The organism is Paraburkholderia gardini (genome assembly GCF_907164545.1).
GTDB classification, from domain to species: domain Bacteria; phylum Pseudomonadota; class Gammaproteobacteria; order Burkholderiales; family Burkholderiaceae; genus Paraburkholderia; species Paraburkholderia gardini.
This window is the reverse complement of the sequence record NZ_CAJQZB010000018.1, coordinates 76,183-101,846: the sequence shown is the minus strand read 5'-3', so window position 1 is coordinate 101,846 and position 25,664 is coordinate 76,183. Positions and strand designations below refer to the sequence as shown.

Sequence of the window (25,664 nt, the reverse complement as noted above, 5' to 3'; positions counted from 1 at the left end):
GAAGAAAATGTTCTGGTACCTCGCATGCGGCGTGAACCGGGTGGAGTGGCAACACACGACTGCGATGGGTCTTCTGGCCTTGTGGGCCTCATTGACCGCGACGGTCGATTGGCCACTGCGCGCGGAAACGCGGCACATGATGTCGCAACTGGCGCGGCAGACGGCGTCTGAGCCGGCGCAGCCGCGCCGCGCTACGCCGCGATCAGCACCGCGCGATCTGACGCATGAGTTTGTGGCGTCCCTGCCCGAATTCGAAAAATACGCGGACCAGCTTCGCGCGTTGAACCTGCTGGCAGACAAGACCCGTGTCGTCATCACGCGCATCGACTATCGCTACGACCAGATCCCCGCACTGCCCGTCAGACGGCTCGCGCTGCGCATGAACGTAAGAGGCGACGAAGCACAGCAACGCAGGTTCCTGCAAACGATGCTGAATGCCTTCCCGAACCTGTCTGTTGCGCGTCTCGCGTTTGCGAAGGGCACCGACGGGATCGTCCTGGTCGAGCAGAAGCTGGATGTCAATCTTTACTACCGGTTGCGCCCGAAGGCGGCCGCATGAAGCTGACCGTTTCGACACCGGTGCAATGGTTGCTGGTGGCGGCGATGGTGAGCGCTGTTGCCTTGCTGCTCCGCCCTGAACCTGTCGGGCTGTCGCTGCCTGCACCGGCTCGGCCTTCCTCCAGAGCGGCGCGGCAGATCACGGCGAAGGAAATCGTCCATCCGGACGACCGACCCTGGCGTCGGCCCGTGTTGCCCGAGTCTGTTGAGCAGCAGGCGGTCGTCGGGCAGGCATCGGCACTCCCGCCCTTGCCGCCACCGGGTGCACCGCCGGACACGAATCCGCTGCCTCCGTTGCCGCCCCTGCCGGCCGCGCTGGCGCAACCGGACGTGGTCTATCTGGGCCGCATGATCAAGGACGGCAAGGTGCAGGTCTTTTTCGCGTCGAGCGGAGATGCGGTCGTTGTGAGCGCAGGTGAAGTGCTGAACGGCAACTGGCGCGTTCAGGCGATTTCGACAACGGATGTCACGCTGCGCCATCTGCGCACAGGCGAGACGCGCCTGATCGCGATGGGCAGCACCGCGAATCCGCGTCCAGGCGACGTTGCGCCGGTTCAGGTCGGGCAACGCTTTCTCGCAAGCCTTCCGGCACAACAACGACAGGCTGACTGACAGGCAGATGGATGAGTAACGAGCAGTTTTGGCAGCAAAGTCTGTACAGGCGCGCCCTCCGTCACGCGCACCGGCTCACGCTGGTGGTATGCGCCGGAGCAGCCGTATGCCCGATCGCCGGATGCGCCGGCTACAGCAACTGGCGAGACGGAAACAGGCTGATCAGCGAAGGCAAGGTCGATGAGGGCCTGGAGCGGATGCAGCAGGCGTCACGGGAAAATCCGGAACAGTACCGGATGAAGTTCATCGCGCAACGTGATCATCAAGTGCAGTCGCTCATGCGCAAAGCCGAAGCCGCGCGCTACAACGGCTATGCGGACGAAGCGCTGGCCAGCTATCAGGACGTGCTGCGCTACGACCCGCGAAATACGGAAGCAACGCGCGGCATTGTGCTGATAGCACGCGAGCAGCGCGAAAAAGCGGAACTCGAGGAGGCCCGATCCGCGCTCGGCAAAGGCGATGCCGTCACTGCGCGGCAACTGCTGAACGCCATCCTGGCTGAAAATCCGGGCGATGCGCAGGCCCGCGCGCTGCTGCAGCAGATCGACGCGCAGTACACGCGCGATGCGATGGTGCTGCCCGCGTTGAACCAGTCGTTGCAAAAGCCTGTCACGCTGGAACTGAAGGATGTCGATATCCGGTCCGTTCTCTCGATCCTGACGCAGACATCGGGCATCAGCTTCGTGCTGGACAAGGACGTCAGCCCCGACCTGCGGACCACGATCTACGCAAGGAATACCACGATCAGCGACGCGCTGAACCTGATCCTGCAGACCTCGCAACTCGACAGGAAGGTACTGAACGATTCCGCGGTACTCATTTACCCAGCCACCGACGAGAAACGAAAGCGTTATGACGATCTGGTCGTGCGGTCTTACTACCTGAACAGCGCCGATCCAAAGAAAGTACAGGACATGCTGCGCACCGTAGTGGCGCCGAAGTCGATCTACGTGGACGACCGGCTGAAGATGCTGGTGATACGCGACACCGAATCCGTGCAGGACACCGTCGGTCGTCTGCTCGACCTGTACGACATCGCCAGCCCGGAGGTGATTCTCGACGTGGAGGTGCTGGAAGTTAACTCCAACGACCTGCTCAACCTGGGCATCCAGTTTCCCACCAGTATCAGCGCGAGCATGATTGGGCCGGCCGGCGTGCCTGCGGCACTGACTATCGATCAGTTGAAAGACCTGAACCGGAACAGCTTCCCGCTGACCTTTCCCGATCCGCTTGCTGTCCTGAATCTGCGCCAGACCAGCAGCAACACGCGCACGCTGGCCAATCCGCGCATTCGTGTGCTCAATCGCGAGAAGGCCAGTGTGCTGATCGGCGACAAGGTGCCCGTGATTACCTCCACGGTGAACCAGACGTCCAGCGCGATCACCGAATCGGTTAATTATCTCGACGTCGGCCTGAAGCTGGAGGTGGAACCGGAAATTCACGTCGACAACGATGTGACGATGCGGGTCGCGCTCGAGGTCAGCAATATCGTCAAGGAGGTCCGTTCTTCTTCCACCGGCCTTTTGGCATACCAGATCGGCACACGCAACGCGAATACGGTCTTGCGTCTGCACGAGGGCGAAACCCAGGCGCTCGCTGGATTGATCAAAAGCGACACGCAGGAATCGGGTACCCACGTTCCCGGTCTTGGAAAAATTCCGGTGATCGGGCGGCTTTTTTCGAATGACAGCGACAGCAGCACACGCTCCGAAATTGTCCTGCTGATCACGCCACATGTGACGCGCTCACTGGCAATGCCGGGTTCGTATGCACAGACATTCCCGAGCGGAACCGCCGAGCAGGTGTCGACGCAGCCGCTGCGTCTGACGCCTGCCGCGCATTACAGCGATTCGGACAGCCTGCCTGCGCCTGCGTCTGAGGTGGATCCCGCAGGTCTCACGCCGCCGGCGTCGTCACCGGGCGCCGCTGCGATCGCGTCATCCACTGCGCTGCGGGCCCTCTCCGTCCCCGCAGCAGCGCAGGATCGGACGCCCACTGTGCGTTTCGACCTGGCGGTGCCCTCGAAGGCCGTACCGAAAACAGACTTCACCGTCAATCTGCTCGCTGCAGGTCCCGGTTTTGAGAACGCGGAACTCGATCTCGTGCTGGACCAGCCCGGGATCCGGCTCATCAAGGTTGAGCCGCGCGCGGGCGTGGCGCTCGATGCGAAGCAGGATGGCAATAGTCTGCATATTTCGATCGGCAAGGTGCCGGCGGCCGATGGCTCGCTCGCCATGATCACGTTTCAGGCGGATCAGGCGCCTGGCGGGCTGCTCAACCTGTCGCTACAGAATCTGAAGGTAGAGAAGGAAAACCATGCGCGGATGGCTGTCGCCGTGGCAGTACCCAAGCAGATTGCGGTGTCCCCGTAAGATGAAGCAGCAGCATCTCGAATCGGGCTTCACCCTGATCGAAATGATCGTCACTGTCGCGTTGGTGGCGATCATCGCTTCGGTCGCGACACCGTTCGTCAAGCTCCACGAGCAGCGCGAGAAAGAGCGCGAACTTAAGCAGGCACTCCGCGAAATCCGGACCGCGATCGATGCCTACAAACAGGCTGGCGACGAAGGCCAGATTGCGCGCTCCATTGATTCGACCGGTTACCCGCGCTCGCTCGACGAACTGGTAGCCGGCGTGGAGGACAAACGCGATCCGAAAAGCCGGAAGATCTATTTCCTGCGCCGCGTGCCGCGCGATCCGATGAACCGGACACCGTCCTTGCCCGCTCAGGACAGCTGGGGCAAGCGCAGCTACAGGAGCGATGCAGATGACCCTCAACAGGAAGATGACGTGTACGACGTGTTTTCGCTGAGCGACAGGACAGGGAGCAACGGCATCGCTTATCGACAGTGGTGAAAAGGAGTGTCCATGCAAACGCAGAACGGTGGCTTTACGCTGATTGAATTGCTGGTGGTGCTGGCGATCGTGGCGACGCTGCTCTCGATCGTCGCGCCGCGCTATGTCCATCAGGCCGACCGCGCAAAGGAAGCGGCCCTGAAAGAGAATCTGTCGGTCCTGCGCCGGGCACTGGACGAGTACTACAGCGATACCGGCAAATATCCGGAAAAACTTTCCGCATTGATCGAGCGTCACTATCTGCGTGCATTGCCGCTGGATCCGGTGACCAACCGCGCCGATGGCTGGGTGCCGGTGCCGGGCGCCGATGAAGATGACAAAACGCTCGTCGACGTGAAGAGCGGCGCCAGAGGCAAGGCGCTCGACGGCACAGAGTACAGTTCGTGGTGATCCGTTTGCGCGGCTCGGCGCGTCAGCAGGGCGTCGCGTATTTCTGGGCGCTGCTGATGGTGCTGTTCATCACGCTGGGTCTTGGCAAGCTGCTGGAGGACATGCGGACGTCGAACCAGCGCGCCCGTGAGGCGGAGCTGCTTTACACCGGCAATCTGTATCGGGACGCGATCCGGCAATACTGGCAAAGTACGCCTGTGGGCGCCCGGCGATATCCTGAGCAGCTCAGCGATCTGCTGCACGACCCTCGCTACCCCGTGATGCGCCGTTATCTTCGCCGGCTTTATCCAGACCCGGTCACAGGGCAACCCTTCGTGCCGATTCCCGCGCCGGAGGGCGGCGTGATGGGCGTACGCAGCGCCTCGCCGCGCCAGCCGGTCAAGGTCGCCGGATTCCGGGCGGACCAGCACGCTTTTGCGCAGGTTCACAGTTACCAGCAATGGGAGTTTAGTTATGCGCCGTGAGCCAGTCGTCGAGACGGCCGAAGCCGCAGGTCGACCGCAACCGCTTACCCCGCGCTGTGCGCGTTATGCGCGATCATGAACTTGATCAGCCCGTCGACGCCACCCTTCGCGAGTTGATCGGCGAACTGCGTCTGGTACACCTGAATGAGCCAGGCGCCCATCATGTTGATGTCGTAAATCTTCCAGCCGCTGGCCGTCTTTTCCAGCCGGTAGCCGATCGCGTCATCGCCACCATTGCTGATCACGTGCGACTGCACGACGGCGTCCCTGGCGCCCGGCGCGGCCGTCGACGGCAGGAAGTTGAACTTGACGTCCTGGTCGCGCAACTGCGACAGCGATGCCGCGTAGGTGCCCACCAGCAGTTTCTGGAACTGCTCGTACAGCTGCTTCTGCTGCTCGGGCGTCGCGGTCGTCCACGCCTTGCCGACCGCGATGCGGGTCGTGCGCTGGAAGTTCGTGGAAGGCACGAAGTGCGTCTCGACGACCTGCGTAATCTTGCCCATGTCGCCGCCGCGTGCCTGCGGATCGGCCTTCATTGCGTTGACCGTGCCTTCGACCGCGGCTTTCACGACCGCATCGGGCGCGCTTTGTGCGAAGGCCGCAGTGGACACCAGGGCGGTAACAACAAATGCAGACAGATAACGTTTCATACGCTCTTCGGAACAGGAAGGAAAATGATCCGCTGAACTGCCAGCGGGAACCATTGAGGGCCAGTATACCGATTTTGACTGCGCCATCCCGCCTCCCTCCGCGCGCGGGGCTGCCGCGTCTGTATACTTGTGCCCTTTCGCCGAATACGCCATTAACGACAGGGACTCTCCCGCCTGTATGCTGAAGTTATCCATCGTCCGCCTCGTTGCGTGGTCGGTGCGCCATGCCCTGTGGGTCATCGCGCTCTCGATCCTGCTCGCCGTCGCAAGCGGCATCTACGTCGCGCATCACTTCAAGATCAATACCGACATCAGCCGTCTGGTCGAAACCGACGCGCAATGGTCCGGCCTCGAAAACGCGATGGATGCGGCCTTCCCTGACCGGGGCCAGACCGTTCTCGTCGTCGTCGAAGCCCGTGCGCCCGAATTCGCCGATGCCGCCGCCCGCGATCTCACGGCCGCGCTGCAGAAGCAGTCGAAGGAATTCGTCGCGGTTTCGCAGCCCGAGGCCGGCCCGTTCTTCGAGCACAACGGGATGCTGTTCCTGCCACTGAACCAGGTTCAGTCGACCACCACGCAGCTCGCGCAGGCGCGCCCGCTGATCAATTCGCTCGCGCACGATCCGAGCCTGACCGGCCTCGCCGGCGTGCTCACCACGAGCCTGCTGCTGCCGTTGCAGATCGGCCAGATCAAGCTCGCCGACATGAGCCACCTGCTGTCGAAAAGCGCAACCGTGCTCGACGGCGTGCTCGCCGGCCAGCCGTCCGTGTTCTCGTGGCGCGCGCTGGTGGACAAGGACGCGGCCAAAGAACCGGCGCGTGCCTTCGTCACCGTGCAGCCGGTCGTCGATTTCGGCGCGCTCGAACCCGGCGCGCGCGCCTCGGCGGACATTCGCGCGACCGCCGCGTCGCTGCATCTGGATACGCAGTACGGCGCGACCGTCCGCCTGACCGGCGAACAGCCGCTCGCGGACGAAGAATTCGCCTCGGTGAAAGACGGCGCCGTGGTGAACGGCATCGGCACCATGCTCGTCGTGCTGGTGATTCTCTGGCTCGCGTTGCGCTCGAAACGGCTGATCCTCGCGGTATTCATCACACTTTTCGTCGGCCTCGCGATTACCGCCGCGCTCGGGCTGATGATGGTCGACGCGCTCAACATGATCTCGGTCGCGTTCATGGTGCTGTTCGTCGGGCTGGGGGTCGATTTCGGCGTGCAGTTCGGCGTGAAGTATCGCGAGGAGCGTAACCACGACGACCGCCTGCCGGCCGCCCTGCTGAACACGGCGCACAGCATCGGCGTGCCGCTCACGCTCGCGGCCGTGGCCGTCGCCGAAAGCTTCTTCTCGTTCCTGCCGACGGCCTATCGCGGCGTGTCGGAACTGGGGAAAATCGCGGGCGTCGGCATGTTCGTCGCGTATTTCACGAACATGACGCTGCTGCCGGCGCTCCTCAAGGTCTTCGCGCCACTGCCCGAGCCGGTCGCGCCCGGCTTCCGGCAACTCGCGCCGGTCGACGATTTTCTCGACCGCAACCGCAAGCCCGTGCTGATCACGACGCTCATCGTCATCGTCGGCGCGTTGCCGTTGCTGCTGCATCTGCGCTTCGACTTCAATCCGCTGCATCTGAAGGATCCGCACACGGAATCGATGGCGACGCTGCTGTCGCTGCAGGACGCGCCGGAGGCGTCGGTCAATAACGTGCACGTGCTCGCGCCAACGCTCGCGGCCGCCGACCAGATGGCGGCGAAACTGTCGGCGCTGCCGGAAGTCGGCCGTGTGACGACGCTCGACACGTTCATTCCCGCCGACCAGCCGCAGAAACTCGCGCTGATTGCGAGCGCGGCGCAGCAACTGCTGCCGGCGCTCACGCAAACGCCCGCGCCGCCTGCCACGGACGCGAACCGCGTCGCCGCGCTCAAACGCGCCGCCGGCCAGCTCGCGCTGGCCGCTGGGGACCATCCGGGTCCGGGCGCCGCCGAAGCGCAGCATCTGTCGGCCACGCTGACGAAGCTCGCCGCCGCCGATGCCGCCACGCGCGATCGCGCCGAACGGGCGATGTCCGCGCCGCTGAAGATCGCGCTCGGCCAGCTGGGCGCGTTGCTGCAGCCCACGCCGATCACGCGCGAAACCGTGCCGGCGCAGATTGCGCGCAACTGGGTTTCGGCCGACGGCCACGCGCTCGTCGACATCTCGCCGAAGGTTGTGCCCGGCGCCGATCCCGGCGACGACGTGATGCTGCGCCGCTTCGCACACGCGGTGAAAGCGGCCGAACCCGGCGCGATCGGCGGCCCGATCTCGATCCTGCATTCCGCCGACACGATCATCAAGGCGTTCATGCAGGCGGCCGGCTGGGCCGTGCTGTCGATCACGATCCTGCTCTGGATCACGCTGCGCCGTTTCGGCGACGTGCTGCGCACCCTGATTCCGCTGCTCGTTTCCGCGGTGGTCACACTCGAGCTGTGTGTCGTGTTCAACATGCCGCTCAACTTCGCGAACATCATCGCGTTGCCGCTGATGCTGGGCGTCGGCGTGGCGTTCAAGATCTACTTCGTGATGGCCTGGCGAAACGGCCAGACCGGGCTCCTGCAATCGAGCCTGACGCACGCCGTCATCTTCAGCGCCGCGACCACGGCGACGGCGTTCGGCAGCCTCTGGCTGTCGCACCATCCGGGCACATCGAGCATGGGCAAACTGCTCGCGCTGTCGCTGTTCTGCACGCTTGTCGGCGCTGTGGTATTCCAGCCTGTACTGATGGGAAAACCGCGCCCCAGGCGCGCTACGAAAAAACACCACGGGATTGACGGATGAAGATGCAAACCTCCGCGCTGGCGCTGGTCGTCGCGTGTGTTGCCAGCGGCTGTGCAACTGGCCCTGACCGCAAACCCGGCGATCCGTTGGAACCGATGAACCGGGCCGTCTTCAAGTTCAACGACTCACTCGATACCTACGTTGCACAACCGATCGCGAAGGGTTACCAGAAGGTCACGCCGGGTCCGCTGCGCACGGCCATCAGCAACTTCTTCTCGAATCTCGGCGATCTGGGCAACGCAGCCAACAACCTGATGCAGTTGCACATCACCGACGCAACCGAAGACGTCATGCGCTTCGCGTTCAACTCGACCTTCGGCATTTTCGGGCTGCTCGACTGGGCGACGCCAGCCGGCCTGCCAAAACATCATCAGGACTTCGGACTGACGCTTGGACGCTGGGGCGTGCCGTCGGGTCCGTATCTGGTACTGCCGCTGTTCGGGCCGAGTTCGTTCCGCGATAGCGTTGGATTCGCGGTCGATTTCCGCTTCAATCCGCTGAATTACGCGGAGCCGGCGGTGCGCAATCCGATGTATGGGTTGCAGTTCGTCAGCAAGCGCGCCGACCTGCTCGGCGCGACCGATCTGCTTTCGCAGGCGGCGCTCGACAAGTATTCGTTCGTCCGCGACGCGTACACGCAGCAGCGCATCTCGCTGCTGCGTGCAGCGGGTGCCGTGGGCACGTCGCCGGCCGCGTTGCCGGATTACGGCGAGCCGGACGATTCCAGCGCAGCGCCGGCTTCAGGCGCTTCGGGTGCTGCGCCTGGCGGCCTGCCCGATTACACCGATCCGGGCGAAGGCGCCGCGGATTCGACCGCGCCGGCACCGGCTTCCGGCACGCAGCCCAACGCGCCACCGGATGTGCCGAACTACACCGATCCGGGCGAGACGCCTGCTTCGGGTGCATCGGGCTCGACGCCGCCCGCCGATAACCAGACGCCCGAGGTCGCACCGTTGCCGAAGCCGGCCGTGCAATAAGCCGCGCGTTTTGCGAGATGCAACGGAAACAGCCCGACAGGTGCGAACCTGTCGGGCTGTCGTAGGGGCCAGGCTACGTTCGAAGGAAGGCTTTCACTACTGGGTGATAGCCAGTGTCGCACCAGACTATTCAGCCGCTGATTCGGCCAGAAAAACTCTTATAAGAGGCGCATAAGCAATTCATGGCTCTATCGTGCTACATTTATGAGGCATAAGGAGTTCCCTCATGGATTGCACCCTGCAGATATTCCTGGACGACCGCTGGGTCGACTGCGCACAGATCGAACTCAACGACGGCCTTTGCCAGTGGAATCATCTGGTCATGTATGCCGTTGAACATACGGACGCCCCCCTGTCACTGGCCGAGCCCGTTGATATGGACATCCGCGCGGCTCGGACCATGCCCGCCTTCCTCTACGACCTCGTCCCGCAGGGGGCGGGTCGTCGCTTCCTGCTGGGCGAGCTGAAACTACCGGATGGCCCTGGTGCGGACTTTCCACTGATCTGCGCGGGCGCCTTCAATCCGGTCGGCCGGATCCGGGTTGCCGAGGCAGTCGACTATTTTGAGACTCACGTGGCGCGACACCCGGCCGCGCGTGGCCTGCCTGGCCTGACAATCGACGACGTCGTCGTGCGCAGCGCGGAATTCAAGGAAAGGATGTTCCTGCACGGGATGCTGGGCACCGGCACCACGGGGGTCCAGGGTGCGGCGCCGAAATATCTGCTAACCCGGGACCGGGCGGGCTTGCTGCATGGTGATGCCGTCCTGCCCGATGCCGATGCCACCCAGCACCTGATCGCGAAACTGCCGCGCGGAAATAGCCCGGCCGATGACAAGGTCCTGCGCAATGAAGCGGCGTACATGCGGGTGGCCGCCGCGCTCGGTATCCGTACACATCCGGAATTGCCAACCCTTCACGGCGACGTTCTGCTGATTCCGCGCTTTGACCGGATCGCGCGCGACGGGAAGGTCGTGCGCATCCATCAGGAAAGCGTCGCATCCATTCTGGGGCTGTCCGGCTTCGACCTGCGCCCGAGCCTCTTCGAGGTCGTAGCCGGAATCCGCAGGGTCGTGACCGATCCAGCAGCCGAAACGCTCGAATTCATCAGGCGGGACGTGCTCAATCTGGCGATGTGCAATACCGACAATCACGCTCGCAACACGGCTGTGCAACGGGTCGAAGGCAAAGTCCAGCTCACGCCGTTGTTCGATTTCGCGCCGATGTACCTTGATCCCCAGCTGGTTCCACGGGTACTGAGGTGGTATCGACCAGATACCCGGGTTGAGCTGACGGACTGGGGCGACGTGCTCGCGGCGCTGGCTGTACCCGACCACGAGCGCCGGATGCTAGCCCATGAGTTAAGCCGGTTTGCCGTGCAGATCGAACGCCTGCCCGACATCATGGAAGCACAGGGCGTCGATCACGACGTCATCGGGTTCCTGGCGCAACACGTAGCTACGCAGGTCCGACAGCTCAAAGCCCTTCAACCCCCAGAGGCCCATCATGCCCCGTCGGACCCGACCCTCCCGTGACGAGCAGAACGCCTTGCGCCGCGCTTTCTACGAAAGGATCGGCCGGGGCGATATGAGTATTCCCGAAGCCATGAAGGCGATGCGACAGATGACGGGCCTGACCCAGGCGGAATTCGCCGCGCACCGGGGTGTCAGCCGCCGGGTCATCCAGGACATCGAGCGTGGGACCGGCAATCCGACCGTCGACTCGCTCAACAGCGTTGCGAGACTGTTCGGGCTGCAGGTCGGGTTCGTCCCGGTCAGGCGGAACGAACCAGCCTCGCCTGCATCAGGCTAACTTGCTGTCGCATGGCAAAACCTGCAGGTTACCGCGGTGACGGATAACGATGCTTGACCCGTCCTGGCATGGATTGACACCTGCGGGTCTCTGTTCGCGATCAGAAAAAGCCCGGTTCGGACTCAGTGCATCGTATCGGCTTCGATGTGCTCGTATCTCAAGAGGGAAGTCAGCTGCTTTAGGAGGGACTGACCGCGGAGGTGCCGGTCCTTGCCAGATCAAGCAGCGCGCAACGCGCCGGCCGTGCCGAGCGCGTGCCGCACCCGCACCAGCGACTGCCGGGCCGCGCGTGCGTCCGCCGCGACCTGGAGCAGCGCGCCCAGTTGCGACGGCTGCCGGAGCAGCTCGCGCAGAATTGGCGCGATCGCTGTCTGGCCGTCGTCGCGCAGGCCAGCCGTTGCGGCCGACGGCAACGTGCGCCAGGCCGGATCGACAATCGCCCGGCATACGGCGAACGGCACGCCGTTCGCGGCGGCGATGGCGCCCGCGATATGCGATTCCATATCGACCGCGAGCGCGCCCGTCGCACGATTGAGCGCGAGCTTGTCCTGTGCGCTGACGAGCGGCGCGGCGACCGCCGCCTGAACACCCCGGCGCAGCCGCGCACGCAACGGCGACGCGCCGATCGCGAGCGCAAGCCGCCCCGACCAGTCGACGTCTGTCTCGACGCGCCCAAACGGTCCTTCGACTGCGTCCGCGACGATCACGGTACCCGGCTCGAGGTCCGGCGCCAGACCGCCGGCCGTGCCGAAGCTGAGGATGCCGCTGCATCCACGCGCGACGGCCGCGCTCAGCGCGCGTTCGAGCAGATCGGCGCGCGCCGCATAAACCACCTCGACGCCTTCACCGCGGGCGATGCGCGCTTCGAACGCCATGCCGGCCACGACGATCACGGGCAACCTGTCGCCACGCGCCTGCGTGTTTCGCGACACCGCCATCACATGCCGACCATGACACGCGTGCCGCCACTGCGCCTGAGCGAGCGGTAGCGCGCGAGCGCCCACAGCGGGAAGAACTTGCGATAGCCGTGATAACGCAGATAGAACACGCGTGGAAAGCCCGTCGCGGTGAAGCGCGTTTCGTCCCAGAGGCCGTGATCGCGCTGCTCGCGTTGCAGGTACTCGATGCCGCGTGCAACCGCCGGATGGTCGAGCGCGCCGGCGGCCATCAGGCCCATCAGCGCCCACGCGGTCTGCGATGCCGTGCTCGGCGCCTGCTCGTAGCCGCGATATTCGAGCTTGTAGCTGGTGCCGTCCTCGCCCCAGCCGCCGTCTTCGTTCTGGATCTTCACGAGCCACTGCACCGCGCGCGCGATGCGCACGTCGTCATGCTTGATGCCGGCGGCGTTCAGCGCGCACAGCGCCGTCCACGTGCCGTAGATGTAGTTCATGCCCCAGCGGCCATACCAGCTGCCGTCGGACGCCTGTTCCTTCAGGATGTAGTCGTACGCGCGCTTCGACGGCTCGCTCGTCGACGGCATTTCGCCAAGTTGCGCGAGCATCGACAGGCAGCGGCCCGACACGTCCGCCGTCGGCGGATCGAGCAGCGCGCCGTGATCGGAGAACGGAATGTTGTTCAGGTAGTACTGCGTGTTTTCCGGTTCGAACGCGCCCCAGCCACCATCGCTGCTCTGCATGCCGACGACCCACTCGCGGGCGCGCGCAATCGCGGTGTTGTCCACGTTCGACTGCGTCAGCGCCGCGGCGCGATGCATCGCCAGCGCGACCACGGCCGTATCGTCGACGTCCGGATAGTGCGGGTTCGCGTACTGGAATGCCCAGCCGCCCGGCCGCACGTCCGCGCGACGCGAAATCCAGTCGCCGCGCACGTCGAGAATCTGCAGCGGACGCAACCATTCGAGACCGCGCAGCGCGGCCTCTTCGGCACGGGCGTCGCCGGTTTCGAGCAGCGCGTGCGCCGCGAGCGACGTGTCCCATACCGGCGACAGGCACGGCTGGCAATACGCTTCGTCTTCGTGAACGACGAGCAGCTTTTCGATCGAACGGCGTGCGATCGCGCGGTTCGGATGATCGGCGGGATAGCCGAGCACGTCGTACATCATGACGGCGTTCGCCATCGCCGGAAAAATCGCGCCGAGACCGTCTTCGCCGTTCAGCCGTTCGTCGACGAACGCCACCGCCGCGTTCACCGCGCGCTGACGCAATGTCTTCGGGAACAGGCCGTCGATGGCGCGCAACACGCCGTCCACGCCGCGAAAGAAGCTGAACCAGCCCTTGTGCTGATGCGGCGCACGCGGCGACAGGCCGGTCGTGACGGGCGCACCGCGGAACAGTTCGTCGATCCGCACGCCGCGCGGGTTGCGCGCGACCGGACGCTTTGCGTTGAGCACCAGCAGCGGCACGATCACCGTGCGTGCCCAGTACGACACCTTCGACAGATGGAACGGGAACCACTTCGGCAACAGCGTGATTTCGACCGGCATCATCGGCACCGCGTACCACGTCACGACGCCGAAGAGCGCGAGCAGGATGCGCGTGAACACGTTCGACGCTTCCGCGCCGCCGTGCGCGAGAATCGCCTCGCGGGCACGGCGCATGTGCGGCGCGTCCTCCGGGTCGCCGATCATTTTCAGCGCGAAGTACGCCTTCACGCTCGCGCTGACGTCGAGTGCGCCGTCGGTGAAGAGCGGCCAGCCGCCGTCCGCCAGCTGGATGCGGCGCAGATAGCGGCCGATTTTCTGTTCGAGCGTGGGGTTCGCCTCTTCGCCCAGGTAGTGAACGAGCAGGATGTATTCGGCGGGAATCGTGGCGTCGGCTTCGAGTTCGTAGACCCAGTGGCCATCGGCGCGCTGATCGGCGAGGATCGCGTCGGTCGCGCGCGCGATCGCGCTTTCCAGCAGGTCCTGCGACACGGCAGTATCGACGGTGTCAGCAGGGCTCGAAGCAGGGATTGAGGCGGGCGTCTCACCATCCATCGGCGGGACCTGGGATAAATCGTTCATCGGCGTTCCATCGGTTCATTCAGAAGCAGGTCCGCGGCCTTCTGGCCGGAGCGGATCGCTCCTTCGATCGTCGCGGGCAGACCGGTGGCCGTCCAGTCTCCCGCGAGCATGAGGTTATTCCAGCGCGCGCGCGTGGCAGGGCGCAGCATTTCCTGGTCGGGCACGGCAGCGAACGTCGCGCGTTCATCCATCACGACCTGACATACCGGCATCGGGTCAGCCGGCAAGCCGGCCGCGTGTGCGACCTCGGCCCAGACTGTCTTCGCGAGTTCTTCGTGTGGCGTGCCGGTCAGATGGTCAGCGCCATGGATCGTGACCGACAGACGGCCGTCGAACGCAAACAGCCATCCGGCGGTCGAGCCGATGAGGCCCATCACCAGCGGCAAGCCGAACGGCGGTTCGATGGCGAAGTGCACGTTGACGACCGCGCTGAAGCGCTGCGGCGCCTGCAAGCCGGGCACGATCGACTGCGCGACGTTCGGCGGCACGGCGAGCACCAGGCCTTCGTCGGCGCCCAGCGCGATGCTTTCGTCGGCGAAATGCAGCGACGCGACGCGCCCGGATTCGGAAAACGTCAGATCGTTCAGCCGCGAGCCGAGCTTGATCTGTGCACCGCCATGCTGCAGCAGACGCAACGCGGGATCGACAAACGCGCTGCCAAGCCCGTTACGCGCGACGAGCGGACGGCATGCCCGGGCGCCCGCAGCAAACGTCTCGCGCGCGACGGCACCCGCCAGTTGCGCGGTGGCATCGCGCGGTTCCACGTTCATTACGGCGTGAAACAGCGGACCCAGCAGCCGGTCCCACAGCACGCCGTTACAGCGCATGGTCTGCGCCATCGAGCGACCGGGCTTCGCGAACAGCAGCGGCAGCATCGAAAAATAGTCCGCCCAGTTCGTGTCCGGCACACGGGCATTCGCGTCGAACACCCACAGCGGCAATGGACCGGGCGAAAGCTTGACGGTCCAGCGCTCGCTGGAGGCGAGATCCATGAACGGAAACTCGGGCTGCGTGGGGCCCACCAGTTCGTCCGCGGCGCCAATTGCGCGCGCATAACCCAGCGTTGCCTGATTGCCGGAGAAGATCAGATGGTTGCCCGTGTCGATCGTCGCGCCGAGTGTCCGGGCGTAATACGAACGGCACCGTCCACCGGCCTGCGCGGCGGCCTCGTGCAGCACGACCTGCGCGCCGCGGCGCTGCAGCTGTACCGCGGCTGCGAGGCCAGCGAGGCCCGCGCCGATCACATGGACAAGTTTGACCATCAGAACAGCGCGTAGCGGGCGACGATCCACAGCAGCCGCGCGCGCGGCTTGCTGACTTTCGTGCGCGGGATGTCAAAACCACGGTCGACGGTGCGCTCGAGCAGACACCGGTAGACGCCCGACATGATGCGCGGCGCGCGGACTTCGCGACGCGGCTGCGCATCCATGATTTCGTCGGACTTCGCGAAATGCGCCCGCGCACGCGCGACGAGCGCGGCGCAGACGCGCGGCAGCGACGGATCGTCGGCGATCGTATCGGGGTCGGTGGTCGCGATGCCTTCGCGCGCCAGCAGTTCGCGCGGCAGATAGCAGCGATGGATGCCGGCGTCTTCGTCGATGTCGCGCAGGATGTTGGTGAGTTGCAGCGCGCGGCCCAGGTGATGCGCGAGTTCGCGGCCCGGCGCGTCCTGCATCCCGAATATCCTCACCGACAGACGCCCCGCCGCGCTCGCGACGCGGTCGCAGTACAGGTCGAGCGTGGCTTCGTCGGGCGCGCAGATGTCTTCGGCGGCGTCCATCGCCATGCCGTTGATCATCTCGTGGAAATCCTCGCGCTGCAGATTGAAGGTGTGAATGTGCCGGGTCAGCGCGCGCAACGAAGCGCGCGGCGTGCCCGCGTAGCACGCGTCGATGTCGGTACGCCAGCGCTCCAGCGCGGCCGCACGTTCGGCACGTGGCATGTCGCTGTCGGCGATGTCATCGACCGCGCGACAGAAAGCGTAGACCTGATACATCGCGTCGCGCTGCGCAGCCGGCAGGATGCGCATTGCGAGATAGAACGAGCTGCCCGAGGTAACGGCGGCTGCGTCGGTTTCTGTTTCGTCCACGACAAGGTTGGAAACGGCCAAGACGATCTCCGCTGAGGCGCCCGCTGTTCCTGGCCAGGTGGCCGGACGCAGGGCATGTCGTCCGCGCGCGCGGACACGCGCGAAACATTCCGGCTGGGATGCCGGAAACGCCGAAAAGTATAACAATCTTTGGCCTTCGCCGCTGAAAACACGTCGGCAAGACAGGCCGGCGTAACAATGCCGTGGCAAAGGTCACGCCAGGACCGCGGGTTCCAGCGGTTTTCCGCTTTATCGGGTCAACGCGAACATCCCCCCGGAGTCACTCACCCGTGTGCAGCGCCACCAGAAAGACAGCGCTGATTCTCACGCGCTTCAGGCGGGCGATGGGACTCAGTTGAACGCGACCGACCGGTTGCGCCCCTGCCGCTTCGCGCTGTAGAGCGCGGCATCAGCTTCGTTGATCAGCACTTCGTAGGCCGGCACGCCGGTACGCGCGCACGCGCCGCCGACGCTCGCCGTCACCGGCACGAGCGTGCCCTGGACGTCGATGGCCGTATCGCCGATCTTGCAGCGGATTTTTTCCGCGACCAGCATGGCGTCCTCGAGCGGCGTGCACGGCAGCAGCAGCGCGAATTCCTCGCCGCCGAAGCGGCCGAACGTGTCCTGTACCCGCACCACCTCCGCGACGCGCTGCGCCATCACGCGCAACACCGTATCGCCCACAACGTGGCCGAACCGGTCGTTGATCTTCTTGAAATGATCGAGGTCGAAGAGCAGCACCGACAGGTCGCCGCCGTACCGTTGCCAGCGCGTGTATTCGTCGCGCAGCCGTGACTCGAAATAGCGCCGGTTCGCGATGCCCGTGAGGCCGTCGCGATCGGCATATTCCTGCAGCTTCGCGACCGCTTCCTCGCGTTCGCGCTGCACGATGCTCACGGCTGTCACATCGGAAATCGTCACGCAGACAGCCACGACTTCGCGGTCGCGCGTGAGCGGCATGAAGGTGCAATCCTGCTGCATGAAGTCGACGCCGCCGGTAATCGGCCGGTCATGGTCGAACTTGAACAGATACGGCCGCTGTTCCCACGAACTGAACGCGAAGCTGCCCAGCTGGAACACGCTTTCGAGCTTGCGCGTGAGCCACACGCGCGGCAGTTCGGGAAAGCTCGCGAAAATCGGTTTTCCGACCACCTGTTCCGCGGAAAGGCCGCTGTGGTCGTGCATGAACCGGTTCCACATCAGCACGTTCATTTCGCGATCGAGCACGAAGATGCCGAAACCAACGCGCTCGACAACCAGATCGCTCAAGGACGCGGACGGCTCATTCATAGGCTGGACAGCAGCGCGTCGAGCGCCTCATTCATGTGACGGATCGACTCTTCCGCCATCAACATCACCAGGTGGGCACGGAAGCTCTGGTCTTCCAGCGCGAAATTCACTTCGACCAGCAGCGCGACTTCCCACGCGAGCACCTTCGGCTGGAACACATCGTCGAGCGACATGGACGCGCCCAGCAGCCCCGGCGCCGAAAACACCGGCGTGCGGCCCAGCTGGTCGAGAATGCACGACACGCAGGCGCCCGTCAGCACGTTCGCCACGTCGTAAACCAGCTCTTCCTGCGAAACGGTTTCGTACGCCGAACCGGCATACGGGTCGTTCACCAGCGCGCACAGCTGCGCGATGCTGTCGCTGCGGCAGATCACCAGCGCCTCGCCCTTGATGTCGGAGCGAAAGCCCTGCCGCACCGCCGTGACGGCCTCGTTGATACCGGTCATGTCGCGCAGCGCCGCAGCCGCCTCGCGCACGTCGACGACGCGCACGCGCGGCACCGACAGCTCGATAAACGTATCGAGCAGCGTCGCGAGACGGGTCGCGGCCTGGCCCATCGCCAGGTTGGCGACCTCCTGCAGCGCGTCGCGCTGTTCTTCGTTCAGGGCTGGCTCAGACATACAACCCGTACTCCTTGAGGATGGGCAGTAGCGCCTCGGGCGTCACCGGCTTGGCGACGAATGCAATGGCACCCAGCGTGCGCACGCGCGCCTGCGCCATCGGCTGAACGTCGGCGGACACGACGATCACGAACGTATTGAGATCTTCGTGCTGCAGCGCTTCCAGCACCTGAAAACCCGTCATGTCGGGCATCGTCAGGTCGAGGAACATGACGGAAGCCTTGCCGGCCCGATACAGGTCGAGCGCCTCGACGCCGTTCGATGCGTAGGCGATATCGACATCCCAGTCTTGCGGAAGGGCTTTGGTCAGCACCTTGCGGGCAAGAAGCGAGTCGTCGGCAATCACAATAGGCAAGGACATGGCGGCGGTCGGTAGACGTTATAGGCTCAATCGGGTTAACGGCAGCGCGACGCCGTTCTTGAGCCGCCGCCGGACCGGCCATGCGGATAAACAGTCAGAAAGGGATCGAACGAAGGTGACCGCGCCGCAAAAGCCGGCATGCGAGGAACAGGCGCCCGCACAACAAGGTGCATGAGCGCAAAAGACAACGCCAGAATCCGACATGATGGAAGCCTACCCCGTACATGAACGGCGCAGCAGTAGACGACCTCTGGACCTGAGACCTGGTGCCCCCGCGCCTGCATCCGCGGATGGCCCCAGCATGCATGTCACATGCACTGTCTGATGGGCCCCGCCGGAGATACGTCCGGGCATGGCGGACGTACTAATTGTCACAGGAATGATTCTTGAATTAATTCAGCGAAAAAGCAACGCGCCAAAATCGATCGACTTGACAGAATCCACCCATGAATAGCGCTGAATCGAATAAATCTTTTCAAAAAATAGTAAATATTTATAATTTATACTTTTGTGTACGTTTGCGCTTCTGGATTCGTCGCTGATTGCGGCTGCCTCGCGAAAAAACCGCTCGAAAACCGTATGCGTACGGGAAAACCTTTTCCATTGTGCGTCGCGCAATCCGAGCCGGACTTTCTTCTCGTTTATGATATTGGACACGGTGTCCCTGTTTTCCGACGTTTCCAGCCCTGCCGACGATGAATCCTGAACGGCCCGACCTGCTCCGGGCGAGCCGCGCGCCTGCCAGCCGGCAAGACGAACCGCTGTTTCCGGCGGCGCCTCCCGAACATCATTTCGCGGCGCGACGCCTGACGTTGATCGCGCTGCTCATCGCGGCCGTCGTGTTGCCGTGCGTTTACGTCGCGACGATGGCGTGGAGCGACCTGAAAGCGCGCGAATCCGATGCAACCGATGTCACGCTGCGCACGGTGCGCGTCGCCGAAGAGCACGCGTTGAAGGTTTTCGACATGAACGAGGCGCTCGACGCGCGCGTCGTGGACCTGGTGAGCGGTCTTGACGACGCGGGCATCCGCGAGCGCGAAGCGGGAATTCACGAGAAGCTGCGCACGATGGGCGGCGGTTATCCGCAGATCGCCGCAGTGTCGATCTTCAGCGGCACGGGCGAGCTGCTCGTGAGTAGCCGGTTGTATCCGGTGCCGGCCGTTTCGATCGCGGACCGTGCCGATTTCACCGGCTTGCGCGACAACAAGGTGCTGGAGCACGTCTCGAAGGTAATGGCTGGCGACGTCGCCGGTGAAACGGTGTTCAACACCGGCGTGGCCCGTCACGACGAGAACGGCGCGTTTGCCGGCGTGGTCTCGGTTGCGCTGCGGCCGGGCTACTTCAACGCGTTCTATCGCGAACTGCCCGGCGGCGAAGGCACCCCGATGACGCTCGCGCTCACCCGCGCCGACGGCGCCACGCTCGCGCAATATCCGCAACGGTTGCACGCACCGTCACCCACGCCTTTCACGGAAGCACTGGCGCAAGGCCGCCGCGCGGGCGTCGTCAAGATGCGCGGCGTGGACGGCGACAGCATGATTCTCGCGTTCCGGCGCGTCGGCTCGTATCCGGTGTATGTGTCGTGCGGCTATCGCACGTCGGCGATCTGGGCCGGCTGGTACCGGCATCTGAGCCTGCTGGTTCTCTCGATGTTCACGCCCTCGATCGTGCTGTGGTGCGTGATCTGGCTTTCGCTCAGGCGTCTCCACGCGGAAGAGGAAGGGTGGGAGCGCTGGCAGGCGGAAGTGTCGATGCGTCGTTCGTTCGAATCCGCGTACCGGCAGTCGCGCAAGATGGAGGCGCTCGGCAATCTGGTCGGCAGCGTCGCGCACGACTTCAACAACCTGCTGATGATCGTCTCGACCAACGTGCAGATCGCCCGCCGGCGGGGCGCGCCTGGCCTCGATCGTGAACTGTCCGCCATCGAGCGCGCGCTGAAAAGCGGTCAGTCGCTGACGCGGCAACTGCTCGGCGTCGCGCGCAAGCAGCCGCTGCGCAACGAAACCATCGTCGTGGAACGCTGGTTGCCCGGCTGCCGCGAACTGCTGGGCGCGTCGCTTGGCGCGAAGGTCGCGCTCGTCGTCGACGTGAGCGCGGGCGTGTGGCCCACACGCGTCGACGTCGCCGAACTCGAACTCGCGCTGATCAACGTCGCCGTCAACGCACGTGACGCGATGCCGAGCGGCGGCCGCTTCACCGTGCGCGCGGGCAACGTCGCGTTCCGGCACGACGACGGCTTTCCGCTCACCGGCGACTTCGTGCAGATTTCGCTCGAGGACACGGGCGTCGGCATGCCGCCTGACGTACTCGCGCGCGCATTCGAGCCGCTCTTCACGACGAAGCCAAAGGGCATGGGTACCGGCCTCGGGCTGCCGCAGGTGTTCGCGTTCTGCGAGCGCTCGGGTGGTCTCGCGGCAATCGACAGCGCGACTGGAGCGGGCACGTCGGTGCGTCTGTACCTGCCGCGCGCCGAGGCCGCGCCGCAGATCGCGCGCCCGGAGGAACCCGGCGCGGAAAAACCCGCTGCCGTGCGCCAGGGTTTGCGGATTCTGCTTGTCGAGGACAACGAGGAAGTCTCCGCCGGCACCGAAGCATTGCTGCAGATGATGGGACACGAAATTACCTGTGTCTTCAACGCCGACGCCGCGATACGCCTGTTCGACGAAGCGCGTGCAAAGCAGGCGCGCAGCGGCGAACCGCTACCGTTCGATCTCGTGATTTCGGACATCCACATGCCGGGCGCGATGAACGGCATCGACCTTGCCGAAGCCGTGCTCGCGTTCGAAACGAAGCTGCCGGTGATTCTCGTGACCGGCTACGCCGAGGAACTGGACCGGGCGCGTCACGTCGACGTGCGCGTGCTGTCGAAACCGTTCGATATCGCGTTGCTCGACAAGATTCTGCAGACCATTCAAGGCACGCTCTCGCCCACGCATCCCGCAGTGTAGTTCCGGATGACCCGCTGACCCGGCGCCATGCCATGCGCAGTGCTAATTACGTGGCGGTTGTAAAAAGCGCGTCGACGCCGAATCAGGGGGCGTCGCGGCGCCCGCCGCGAAACCGTGCGCGCCCCTTCGTAGCGGGACTTTTGCAGACCCGGCATGGTCGTTGCGTTCGCTTCCATGACTGGGCAGCGACGCGCCTCGCGCCGCGCGATCCGGACCCACCGGACCGGCCCTGTGAAAACGAAGGGAGGCAGCCATGCGACACACCGTGATCGGGTTATTCGACACCTACACCCAGGCCGAAGGTGCACGCGACACACTCGTACAAACCGGTTTCGCGCGTACCGACATCGAATTGCAGGCCAATCCGGTCACGCCATCCGGGGCCGGCATCGATCCAGCCGCTAATCTCGAGGCCGGCCACGGTTTCATGGCCAACATCGAGCGGTTCCTGTCGAGCCTGTTCGCTTCGGGGCCGCGCCCGGCCGACCCCGCCACCACTGCCCGCTACGCCGACGCCGTACGGCGCGGCGCGGTACTCGTTTGTGTGAGCGCAGCGAGCGAATCGCACGCGGAACTCGCCGGGCGCACGCTGGCGAAACTCGGCGCGGTCGATATCGGCGAGCGGGCGCCGGCGTGGGATTCACCGATGATGGATGCGACCACGGCGCGCGACCAGTCGATGCTCGACGAACTCGGGATCGGTGCGGCTGGCGCCGTGCCGCCGCCGCTCTCCCCCGTCCCGCCGGTGTCTCCGGCGACTGAACGCCCGATGCTGGAGCCGCTCGATCCAGTCGACCCGGCGCGTGTCGAGGCACGCGATCACGCGCCGCTGGGCGGTACATCTTCAGGCTACGACACGCCGGAACCGTACGACGACGCGACACGCGCGGTCTCGATGGCTGCCGCGCCAGGATCGGGCGCCTACATGACGCCCGCCTCGCCTGCGGCTGACGCTGACGCTGACGCTATTGGTGCGCCGGTGCCTGACGAGTTTCTCGAATACGAAGAGGACTTCCGCGGCCATTACGACGAAAAATACGCAGCCGAAGACGCGCGTTACGAAGACTACTCAGGCGCGTATCACTACGGTGCAAAGATGGGCCAGGACGTCCGTTACCGCGACCGTCAGTGGGACGACATCGAACCCGAAGCCCGTCGCAACTGGGAAACGACACCTCAAGGCGACACGTGGGAACGCGTCAAGGCGGCTGTGCGTCACGGCTGGGATCGGGTGACGGGTCACCATCACGTTTAAGTCAGGTCTGTCGATTTCGTCCGGCGTGTAGCGTGTAGCGGGACATGCGGCGCTCCTTCCGGAAGCGCCGCTTTTTTGTCGCGTGGTCTCGCGATAACCGGTGAATCGGCGGAGCGGAATGCCTATCGTGTCCCGCCGTGCGTCTTGACCCACGCGACATAGCGATCGACAAACGACTGCAGGAACTTGCGCGTGTCGTCGTTGAGAATCTTGCCGTTTTCGTCGATCGTGGCCGCGTTGTGCTTGATGAACATCTCGGGCTGGCCGAGCGTCGCGACATCGAGATACGCGAGCACGTTGCGCAGATGCTGCTGCGCCAGTGCCGTGCCGGTCGCACCCGGCGAGGTGCCAGCGACCGCGCCCGGCTTGTTGCCCCAGGCGCTGGTTCCCCACGGCCGCGAACCCCAGTCGAGCGCGTTTTTCAGCACTCCGGGAATCGACCGGTTGTACTCGGGCGTGATGAACAGCAAACCGTCGGCCGCCTGAATCTTCTGTTTGAACTCGCGCGCCACCGGGGGGTAATCCGCGTCGTAATCCTGGCTGTACAACGGCAATCCGCCGATATCCACGAAGTCGAACGAAAAATCGGCCGGCGCGAGCGAGATCAACGCCCGGGCCAGTTGCCTGTTCGTCGAATCCCGACGCAAGCTGCCTACGATAACCGCGATCTGATAAGCCATCTTCGTTTCCTCAGGTGGAGCGCGCGCCGCGCGAAAAGGTCTCGATGCTCAATCATAGGCGGTCAGCGGAGCCGATGCCGACAGAAAGGGAAACGTCCTGAGACGCCCACGCCACGGCGTGCGGTGGATAACTCGCAGCGCATCCGAGATATCCACAGTTTCGTTGAACAACCTTGTGGATAAGTGAGCTGCAAACCTTGCCCATCAAGGAAAACGCCCGGCATCTATTTCCGGGCCCCAAAACCGCGGTAAAGACGAAACAGTCCGCAGGCGGGTTGCGTCGTAGAAAAGTGAACCTGTGCAGGCGCGACGGCATCGAATCTCTGTGGTCCGTGGTTTTTTCAAGAGGAGAGAGACATGACATTGAACTACGCAGGCAAGTCACACGATGAAGCCGTTGCAGCACGCAAGCACAAGGAGCAGAAAGCGCAGGAACAGGCCGGCGGCGACATGGCGGTCAAGGGCACCGAGGGCGATGCGGGGCACAGCAGCGGCGAACTCTCGGAGCGCGGCAAGGCGGTGTGGCGGCAGGGATGCGGAATCGACGGTGGCGGCAAGGTGTGACGCGCGTCCGGCATCAGGACCTGTAACAGCGCTCGCGGCGGTGGTCCGGTTTGAGCGCGAGGTTGAAGATCGCGACGCGGATCGGGAAATCATTTGCAAGCCAACTGTCATAAAGCCGCCATTCGCGCGACCAAGGTGAGATGACTGAAAACCGGACCGCTGCCCGCGACACGCCGAATTTTGTCTCGCGACACGGCAAGGTGCGGGAGAATGACGGGCGAACCAGCCCGCGACCGCTCCGGTTGCAGAAGGCATGCTGTGCGTCCGGAGCTGGAGTTCGCTTCGTGCGGTTATGCTGTCGGGCCGCTTCCTGAGCTTGCCCCGCAGTCGAGCCCACGTCGGCACCCATCCGTCATCGCACACGCACACATGAACCCGATTGATTTCGCCGACCGCGACAGCAGCAGTCATGCATTCACACCGACGATCACTGGACAGCGACCACCGTCGCGCATCCCGGGCGCTGCTCCGGCGCGGTCCGATGCCTCGTGCGCATGGGCTACCGGGCGGATTCGCGCGGAAAGCACCGTCCGTCTGGAGTGGCGCGTATGACCGGCCCGATGCGTCCCGCTTTCGACGATCCGGCCTACCTGGCGCAACTGCGCCGCGACCTGCTCCGGTTTGCACGCCTGCAGCTCCGCGATGCCGCCGCAGCGGAAGATGCCGTTCAGGAGGCGCTCACCGCAGCCTGGACGCAGGCCGATCGTTTCGAGGGACAGTCCGGGCACAAGACCTGGGTATTCGGCATCCTGCGTCACAAGCTCGTCGATACGTTGCGCGCGCGACACCGCACCGTGAACCTGTCGGCGCTCGAATCCGAACTCGACGACGAATCCGCGCTCGACCGGGAGCTGTTCAAGGAGAACGGGCACTGGTCGGCACAGGCCAAACCGCGACCGTGGCCGACGCCCGAAACAGCGTTACGTCGGCAGCAGTTCTGGGAACTGTTCGAGATCTGTCTCGACCGTCTGCCGGAAAACATCGGACGCGTGTTCATGATGCGTGAGTTCCTCGAACTGGAGACGGCCGACATCTGCACCGAGCTTCAGATGACGGCAAATCACTGCAGCGTGCTCATCTACCGTGCGCGGCTGCGACTGCGCACCTGCCTCAGCGAGAAAGGCTTTTCCAGCGAGGATATCAATGGGCAAGTGTAAGCACATCACGCGACTGTTATCCGACGCGCTCGACCGCCCGCTGACAGCGGGCGAGTGGGTCGCCATCGGCGTGCATTTGCCGACATGCAGCGGTTGCCGCAACTACCGGCGACATATCAGCCTGCTGCGCGCGGCGTCGCAGGAAATCAACGGCACCGCCAGCAACCCTGAGGCTGGGGACGAGCAATAAGTTTTCTGGTGCTCGTTGGGCGCATTTCGGGTTCGGCTCTGGCGAACTCAGGTTGATGGACGACGGTTCGCCGCGGGTTTGCGCTGCGCGACCCCGGGCAAGCCGGATCGCTCAACGCCTGGACGGTGGTGTTGTGCGATAGCGCTCGAAATACTCCGCATGCGACGCTTCGTCGAGCTTCGCTTCGTGCCGCTCTGTGCGTGCCGGATGTTTCGCCAGCATCGCCTTCGGGCGATTCGGCCGCAACTGAAAATTGCCGCCACAATTCGGACAGACATTGCGTAGCACGCTCAACGCGCAAACTTCACAGAACGTACATTCGTACGTACATATCATTGCGTCGGTTGCGCTGGGCGGCAGGGATTTGCCGCAGCATTCGCAGGATGGTCGCAACTCCAGCATAAAAAGACTCCTGAGCGGAATG

The 25,664-nt window shown here is 64.3% G+C and carries 25 protein-coding genes; 15 read left to right on the top strand and 10 right to left on the bottom strand.

Going from position 1 to position 25,664, the window contains the following annotated elements; translation table 11 throughout:
- Positions 1–7: 7 nt before the first annotated feature.
- Genes LPA37_RS14580 through LPA37_RS14555 form a run of 6 tightly spaced genes read left to right on the top strand, consistent with a single transcriptional unit; the run spans position 8 to position 4,880 of the window.
- A complete protein-coding gene (locus LPA37_RS14580) occupies positions 8–559 on the top strand; it encodes a hypothetical protein (protein ID WP_229012959.1) in 552 nt (183 codons plus the stop codon).
- Complete coding sequence (locus tag LPA37_RS14575) at positions 556–1,170, top strand: hypothetical protein (RefSeq protein WP_229012958.1); 615 nt, start codon at positions 556–558, stop codon at positions 1,168–1,170. Before LPA37_RS14580 ends, LPA37_RS14575 begins: the two co-directional genes overlap by 4 nt.
- A gap of 11 nt (positions 1,171–1,181) precedes the next feature.
- A complete protein-coding gene (locus tag LPA37_RS14570; RefSeq protein WP_229012957.1) occupies positions 1,182–3,542 on the top strand; it encodes a general secretion pathway protein GspD in 2,361 nt (786 codons plus the stop codon).
- Position 3,543: 1 nt separating this feature from the next.
- Positions 3,544–4,026: a type II secretion system protein gene (locus LPA37_RS14565; RefSeq protein ID WP_229012956.1), complete on the top strand. Its 483-nt coding sequence runs from the start codon at positions 3,544–3,546 to the stop codon at positions 4,024–4,026.
- A 12-nt stretch (positions 4,027–4,038) separates the two neighbouring features.
- Positions 4,039–4,416, top strand: a complete 378-nt coding sequence (locus LPA37_RS14560) for a type II secretion system protein (protein WP_229012955.1) — start codon at positions 4,039–4,041, stop codon at positions 4,414–4,416.
- Complete coding sequence (locus LPA37_RS14555; protein ID WP_229012954.1) at positions 4,410–4,880, top strand: type II secretion system protein; 471 nt, start codon at positions 4,410–4,412, stop codon at positions 4,878–4,880. Before LPA37_RS14560 ends, LPA37_RS14555 begins: the two co-directional genes overlap by 7 nt.
- A 44-nt stretch (positions 4,881–4,924) precedes the next feature.
- On the opposite strand, the gene LPA37_RS14550 is transcribed toward LPA37_RS14555, so the two are convergent.
- Positions 4,925–5,530 carry an MlaC/ttg2D family ABC transporter substrate-binding protein gene (locus LPA37_RS14550; protein ID WP_228980565.1) on the bottom strand — a complete coding sequence of 202 codons (606 nt, stop codon included), beginning with the start codon at positions 5,528–5,530 and terminating at the stop codon, positions 4,925–4,927.
- Positions 5,531–5,708: 178 nt separating this feature from the next.
- On the opposite strand from LPA37_RS14550, the gene hpnN reads away from it, so the two are divergent.
- The 4 genes from hpnN (at position 5,709) to LPA37_RS14530 (ending at position 11,124) form a co-directional block, all read left to right on the top strand.
- Positions 5,709–8,336, top strand: a complete 2,628-nt coding sequence (gene hpnN, locus LPA37_RS14545; RefSeq protein ID WP_229012953.1) for a hopanoid transporter HpnN — start codon at positions 5,709–5,711, stop codon at positions 8,334–8,336.
- On the top strand, positions 8,333–9,313 hold the full coding sequence (locus tag LPA37_RS14540; protein ID WP_228980572.1) for an MlaA family lipoprotein: 981 nt from the start codon (positions 8,333–8,335) through the stop codon (positions 9,311–9,313). The genes hpnN and LPA37_RS14540 overlap by 4 nt, the downstream gene beginning before the upstream one ends.
- 226 nt (positions 9,314–9,539) lie before the next feature.
- Positions 9,540–10,847 carry a type II toxin-antitoxin system HipA family toxin gene (locus LPA37_RS14535; protein WP_229012952.1) on the top strand — a complete coding sequence of 436 codons (1,308 nt, stop codon included), beginning with the start codon at positions 9,540–9,542 and terminating at the stop codon, positions 10,845–10,847.
- A gap of 52 nt (positions 10,848–10,899) precedes the next feature.
- Positions 10,900–11,124 carry a helix-turn-helix domain-containing protein gene (locus LPA37_RS14530; RefSeq protein ID WP_229012951.1) on the top strand — a complete coding sequence of 75 codons (225 nt, stop codon included), beginning with the start codon at positions 10,900–10,902 and terminating at the stop codon, positions 11,122–11,124.
- Positions 11,125–11,342: 218 nt separating this feature from the next.
- On the opposite strand, the gene LPA37_RS14525 is transcribed toward LPA37_RS14530, so the two are convergent.
- The 7 genes from LPA37_RS14525 to LPA37_RS14495 all read right to left on the bottom strand — a co-directional run bounded on the left by LPA37_RS14525 (position 11,343) and on the right by LPA37_RS14495 (position 18,446).
- The gene (locus tag LPA37_RS14525) at positions 11,343–11,999 is read right to left on the bottom strand and encodes a phosphorylase (RefSeq protein WP_229012969.1); all 657 of its coding nucleotides are present in this window, start codon (positions 11,997–11,999) and stop codon (positions 11,343–11,345) included.
- A gap of 62 nt (positions 12,000–12,061) precedes the next feature.
- The gene (gene shc / locus LPA37_RS14520; RefSeq protein WP_229012950.1) at positions 12,062–14,086 is read right to left on the bottom strand and encodes a squalene--hopene cyclase; all 2,025 of its coding nucleotides are present in this window, start codon (positions 14,084–14,086) and stop codon (positions 12,062–12,064) included.
- Entirely contained in the window at positions 14,083–15,348 is a 1,266-nt protein-coding gene (hpnE, locus tag LPA37_RS14515) for a hydroxysqualene dehydroxylase HpnE (protein WP_228980580.1), read from the bottom strand. Before hpnE ends, shc begins: the two co-directional genes overlap by 4 nt.
- Positions 15,348–16,196, bottom strand: coding sequence for a presqualene diphosphate synthase HpnD (hpnD, locus tag LPA37_RS14510; RefSeq protein WP_228980585.1), 849 nt, complete (start codon positions 16,194–16,196; stop codon positions 15,348–15,350). The genes hpnE and hpnD overlap by 1 nt, the downstream gene beginning before the upstream one ends.
- Positions 16,197–16,526: 330 nt before the next feature.
- Positions 16,527–17,465, bottom strand: a complete 939-nt coding sequence (locus LPA37_RS14505; protein ID WP_228980590.1) for a GGDEF domain-containing protein — start codon at positions 17,463–17,465, stop codon at positions 16,527–16,529.
- Positions 17,462–18,085, bottom strand: a complete 624-nt coding sequence (locus LPA37_RS14500; RefSeq protein ID WP_228980593.1) for a chemotaxis protein CheC — start codon at positions 18,083–18,085, stop codon at positions 17,462–17,464. Before LPA37_RS14500 ends, LPA37_RS14505 begins: the two co-directional genes overlap by 4 nt.
- Positions 18,078–18,446, bottom strand: a complete 369-nt coding sequence (locus tag LPA37_RS14495) for a response regulator (protein WP_228980595.1) — start codon at positions 18,444–18,446, stop codon at positions 18,078–18,080. Before LPA37_RS14495 ends, LPA37_RS14500 begins: the two co-directional genes overlap by 8 nt.
- Positions 18,447–19,141: 695 nt before the next feature.
- Here LPA37_RS14495 and LPA37_RS14490 point away from each other — a divergent pair.
- Both LPA37_RS14490 and LPA37_RS14485 read left to right on the top strand, forming a co-directional pair.
- Entirely contained in the window at positions 19,142–21,394 is a 2,253-nt protein-coding gene (locus tag LPA37_RS14490) for a hybrid sensor histidine kinase/response regulator (RefSeq protein WP_228980597.1), read from the top strand.
- Between the two features lie 253 nt (positions 21,395–21,647).
- Entirely contained in the window at positions 21,648–22,649 is a 1,002-nt protein-coding gene (locus LPA37_RS14485; RefSeq protein ID WP_228980599.1) for a hypothetical protein, read from the top strand.
- Between the two features lie 122 nt (positions 22,650–22,771).
- Here the strand turns inward: LPA37_RS14485 and LPA37_RS14480 are convergent, their stop codons facing one another.
- Entirely contained in the window at positions 22,772–23,329 is a 558-nt protein-coding gene (locus LPA37_RS14480; RefSeq protein WP_228980601.1) for an NADPH-dependent FMN reductase, read from the bottom strand.
- A gap of 357 nt (positions 23,330–23,686) precedes the next feature.
- On the opposite strand from LPA37_RS14480, the gene LPA37_RS14475 reads away from it, so the two are divergent.
- The 3 genes from LPA37_RS14475 to LPA37_RS14465 all read left to right on the top strand — a co-directional run bounded on the left by LPA37_RS14475 (position 23,687) and on the right by LPA37_RS14465 (position 25,240).
- Positions 23,687–23,893 (top strand): hypothetical protein, encoded by a 207-nt coding sequence (locus LPA37_RS14475; RefSeq protein ID WP_228980603.1) that lies wholly within the window; start codon positions 23,687–23,689, stop codon positions 23,891–23,893.
- 548 nt (positions 23,894–24,441) lie between these two features.
- Positions 24,442–25,050 carry an RNA polymerase factor sigma-70 gene (locus LPA37_RS14470; protein WP_228980607.1) on the top strand — a complete coding sequence of 203 codons (609 nt, stop codon included), beginning with the start codon at positions 24,442–24,444 and terminating at the stop codon, positions 25,048–25,050.
- Entirely contained in the window at positions 25,037–25,240 is a 204-nt protein-coding gene (locus LPA37_RS14465) for a zf-HC2 domain-containing protein (RefSeq protein WP_228980609.1), read from the top strand. The genes LPA37_RS14470 and LPA37_RS14465 overlap by 14 nt, the downstream gene beginning before the upstream one ends.
- 111 nt (positions 25,241–25,351) lie before the next feature.
- Here LPA37_RS14465 and LPA37_RS14460 read toward each other — a convergent pair whose 3' ends face one another.
- Positions 25,352–25,642, bottom strand: coding sequence for a DUF1272 domain-containing protein (locus tag LPA37_RS14460; protein ID WP_228980765.1), 291 nt, complete (start codon positions 25,640–25,642; stop codon positions 25,352–25,354).
- Positions 25,643–25,664 lie beyond the last annotated feature (22 nt).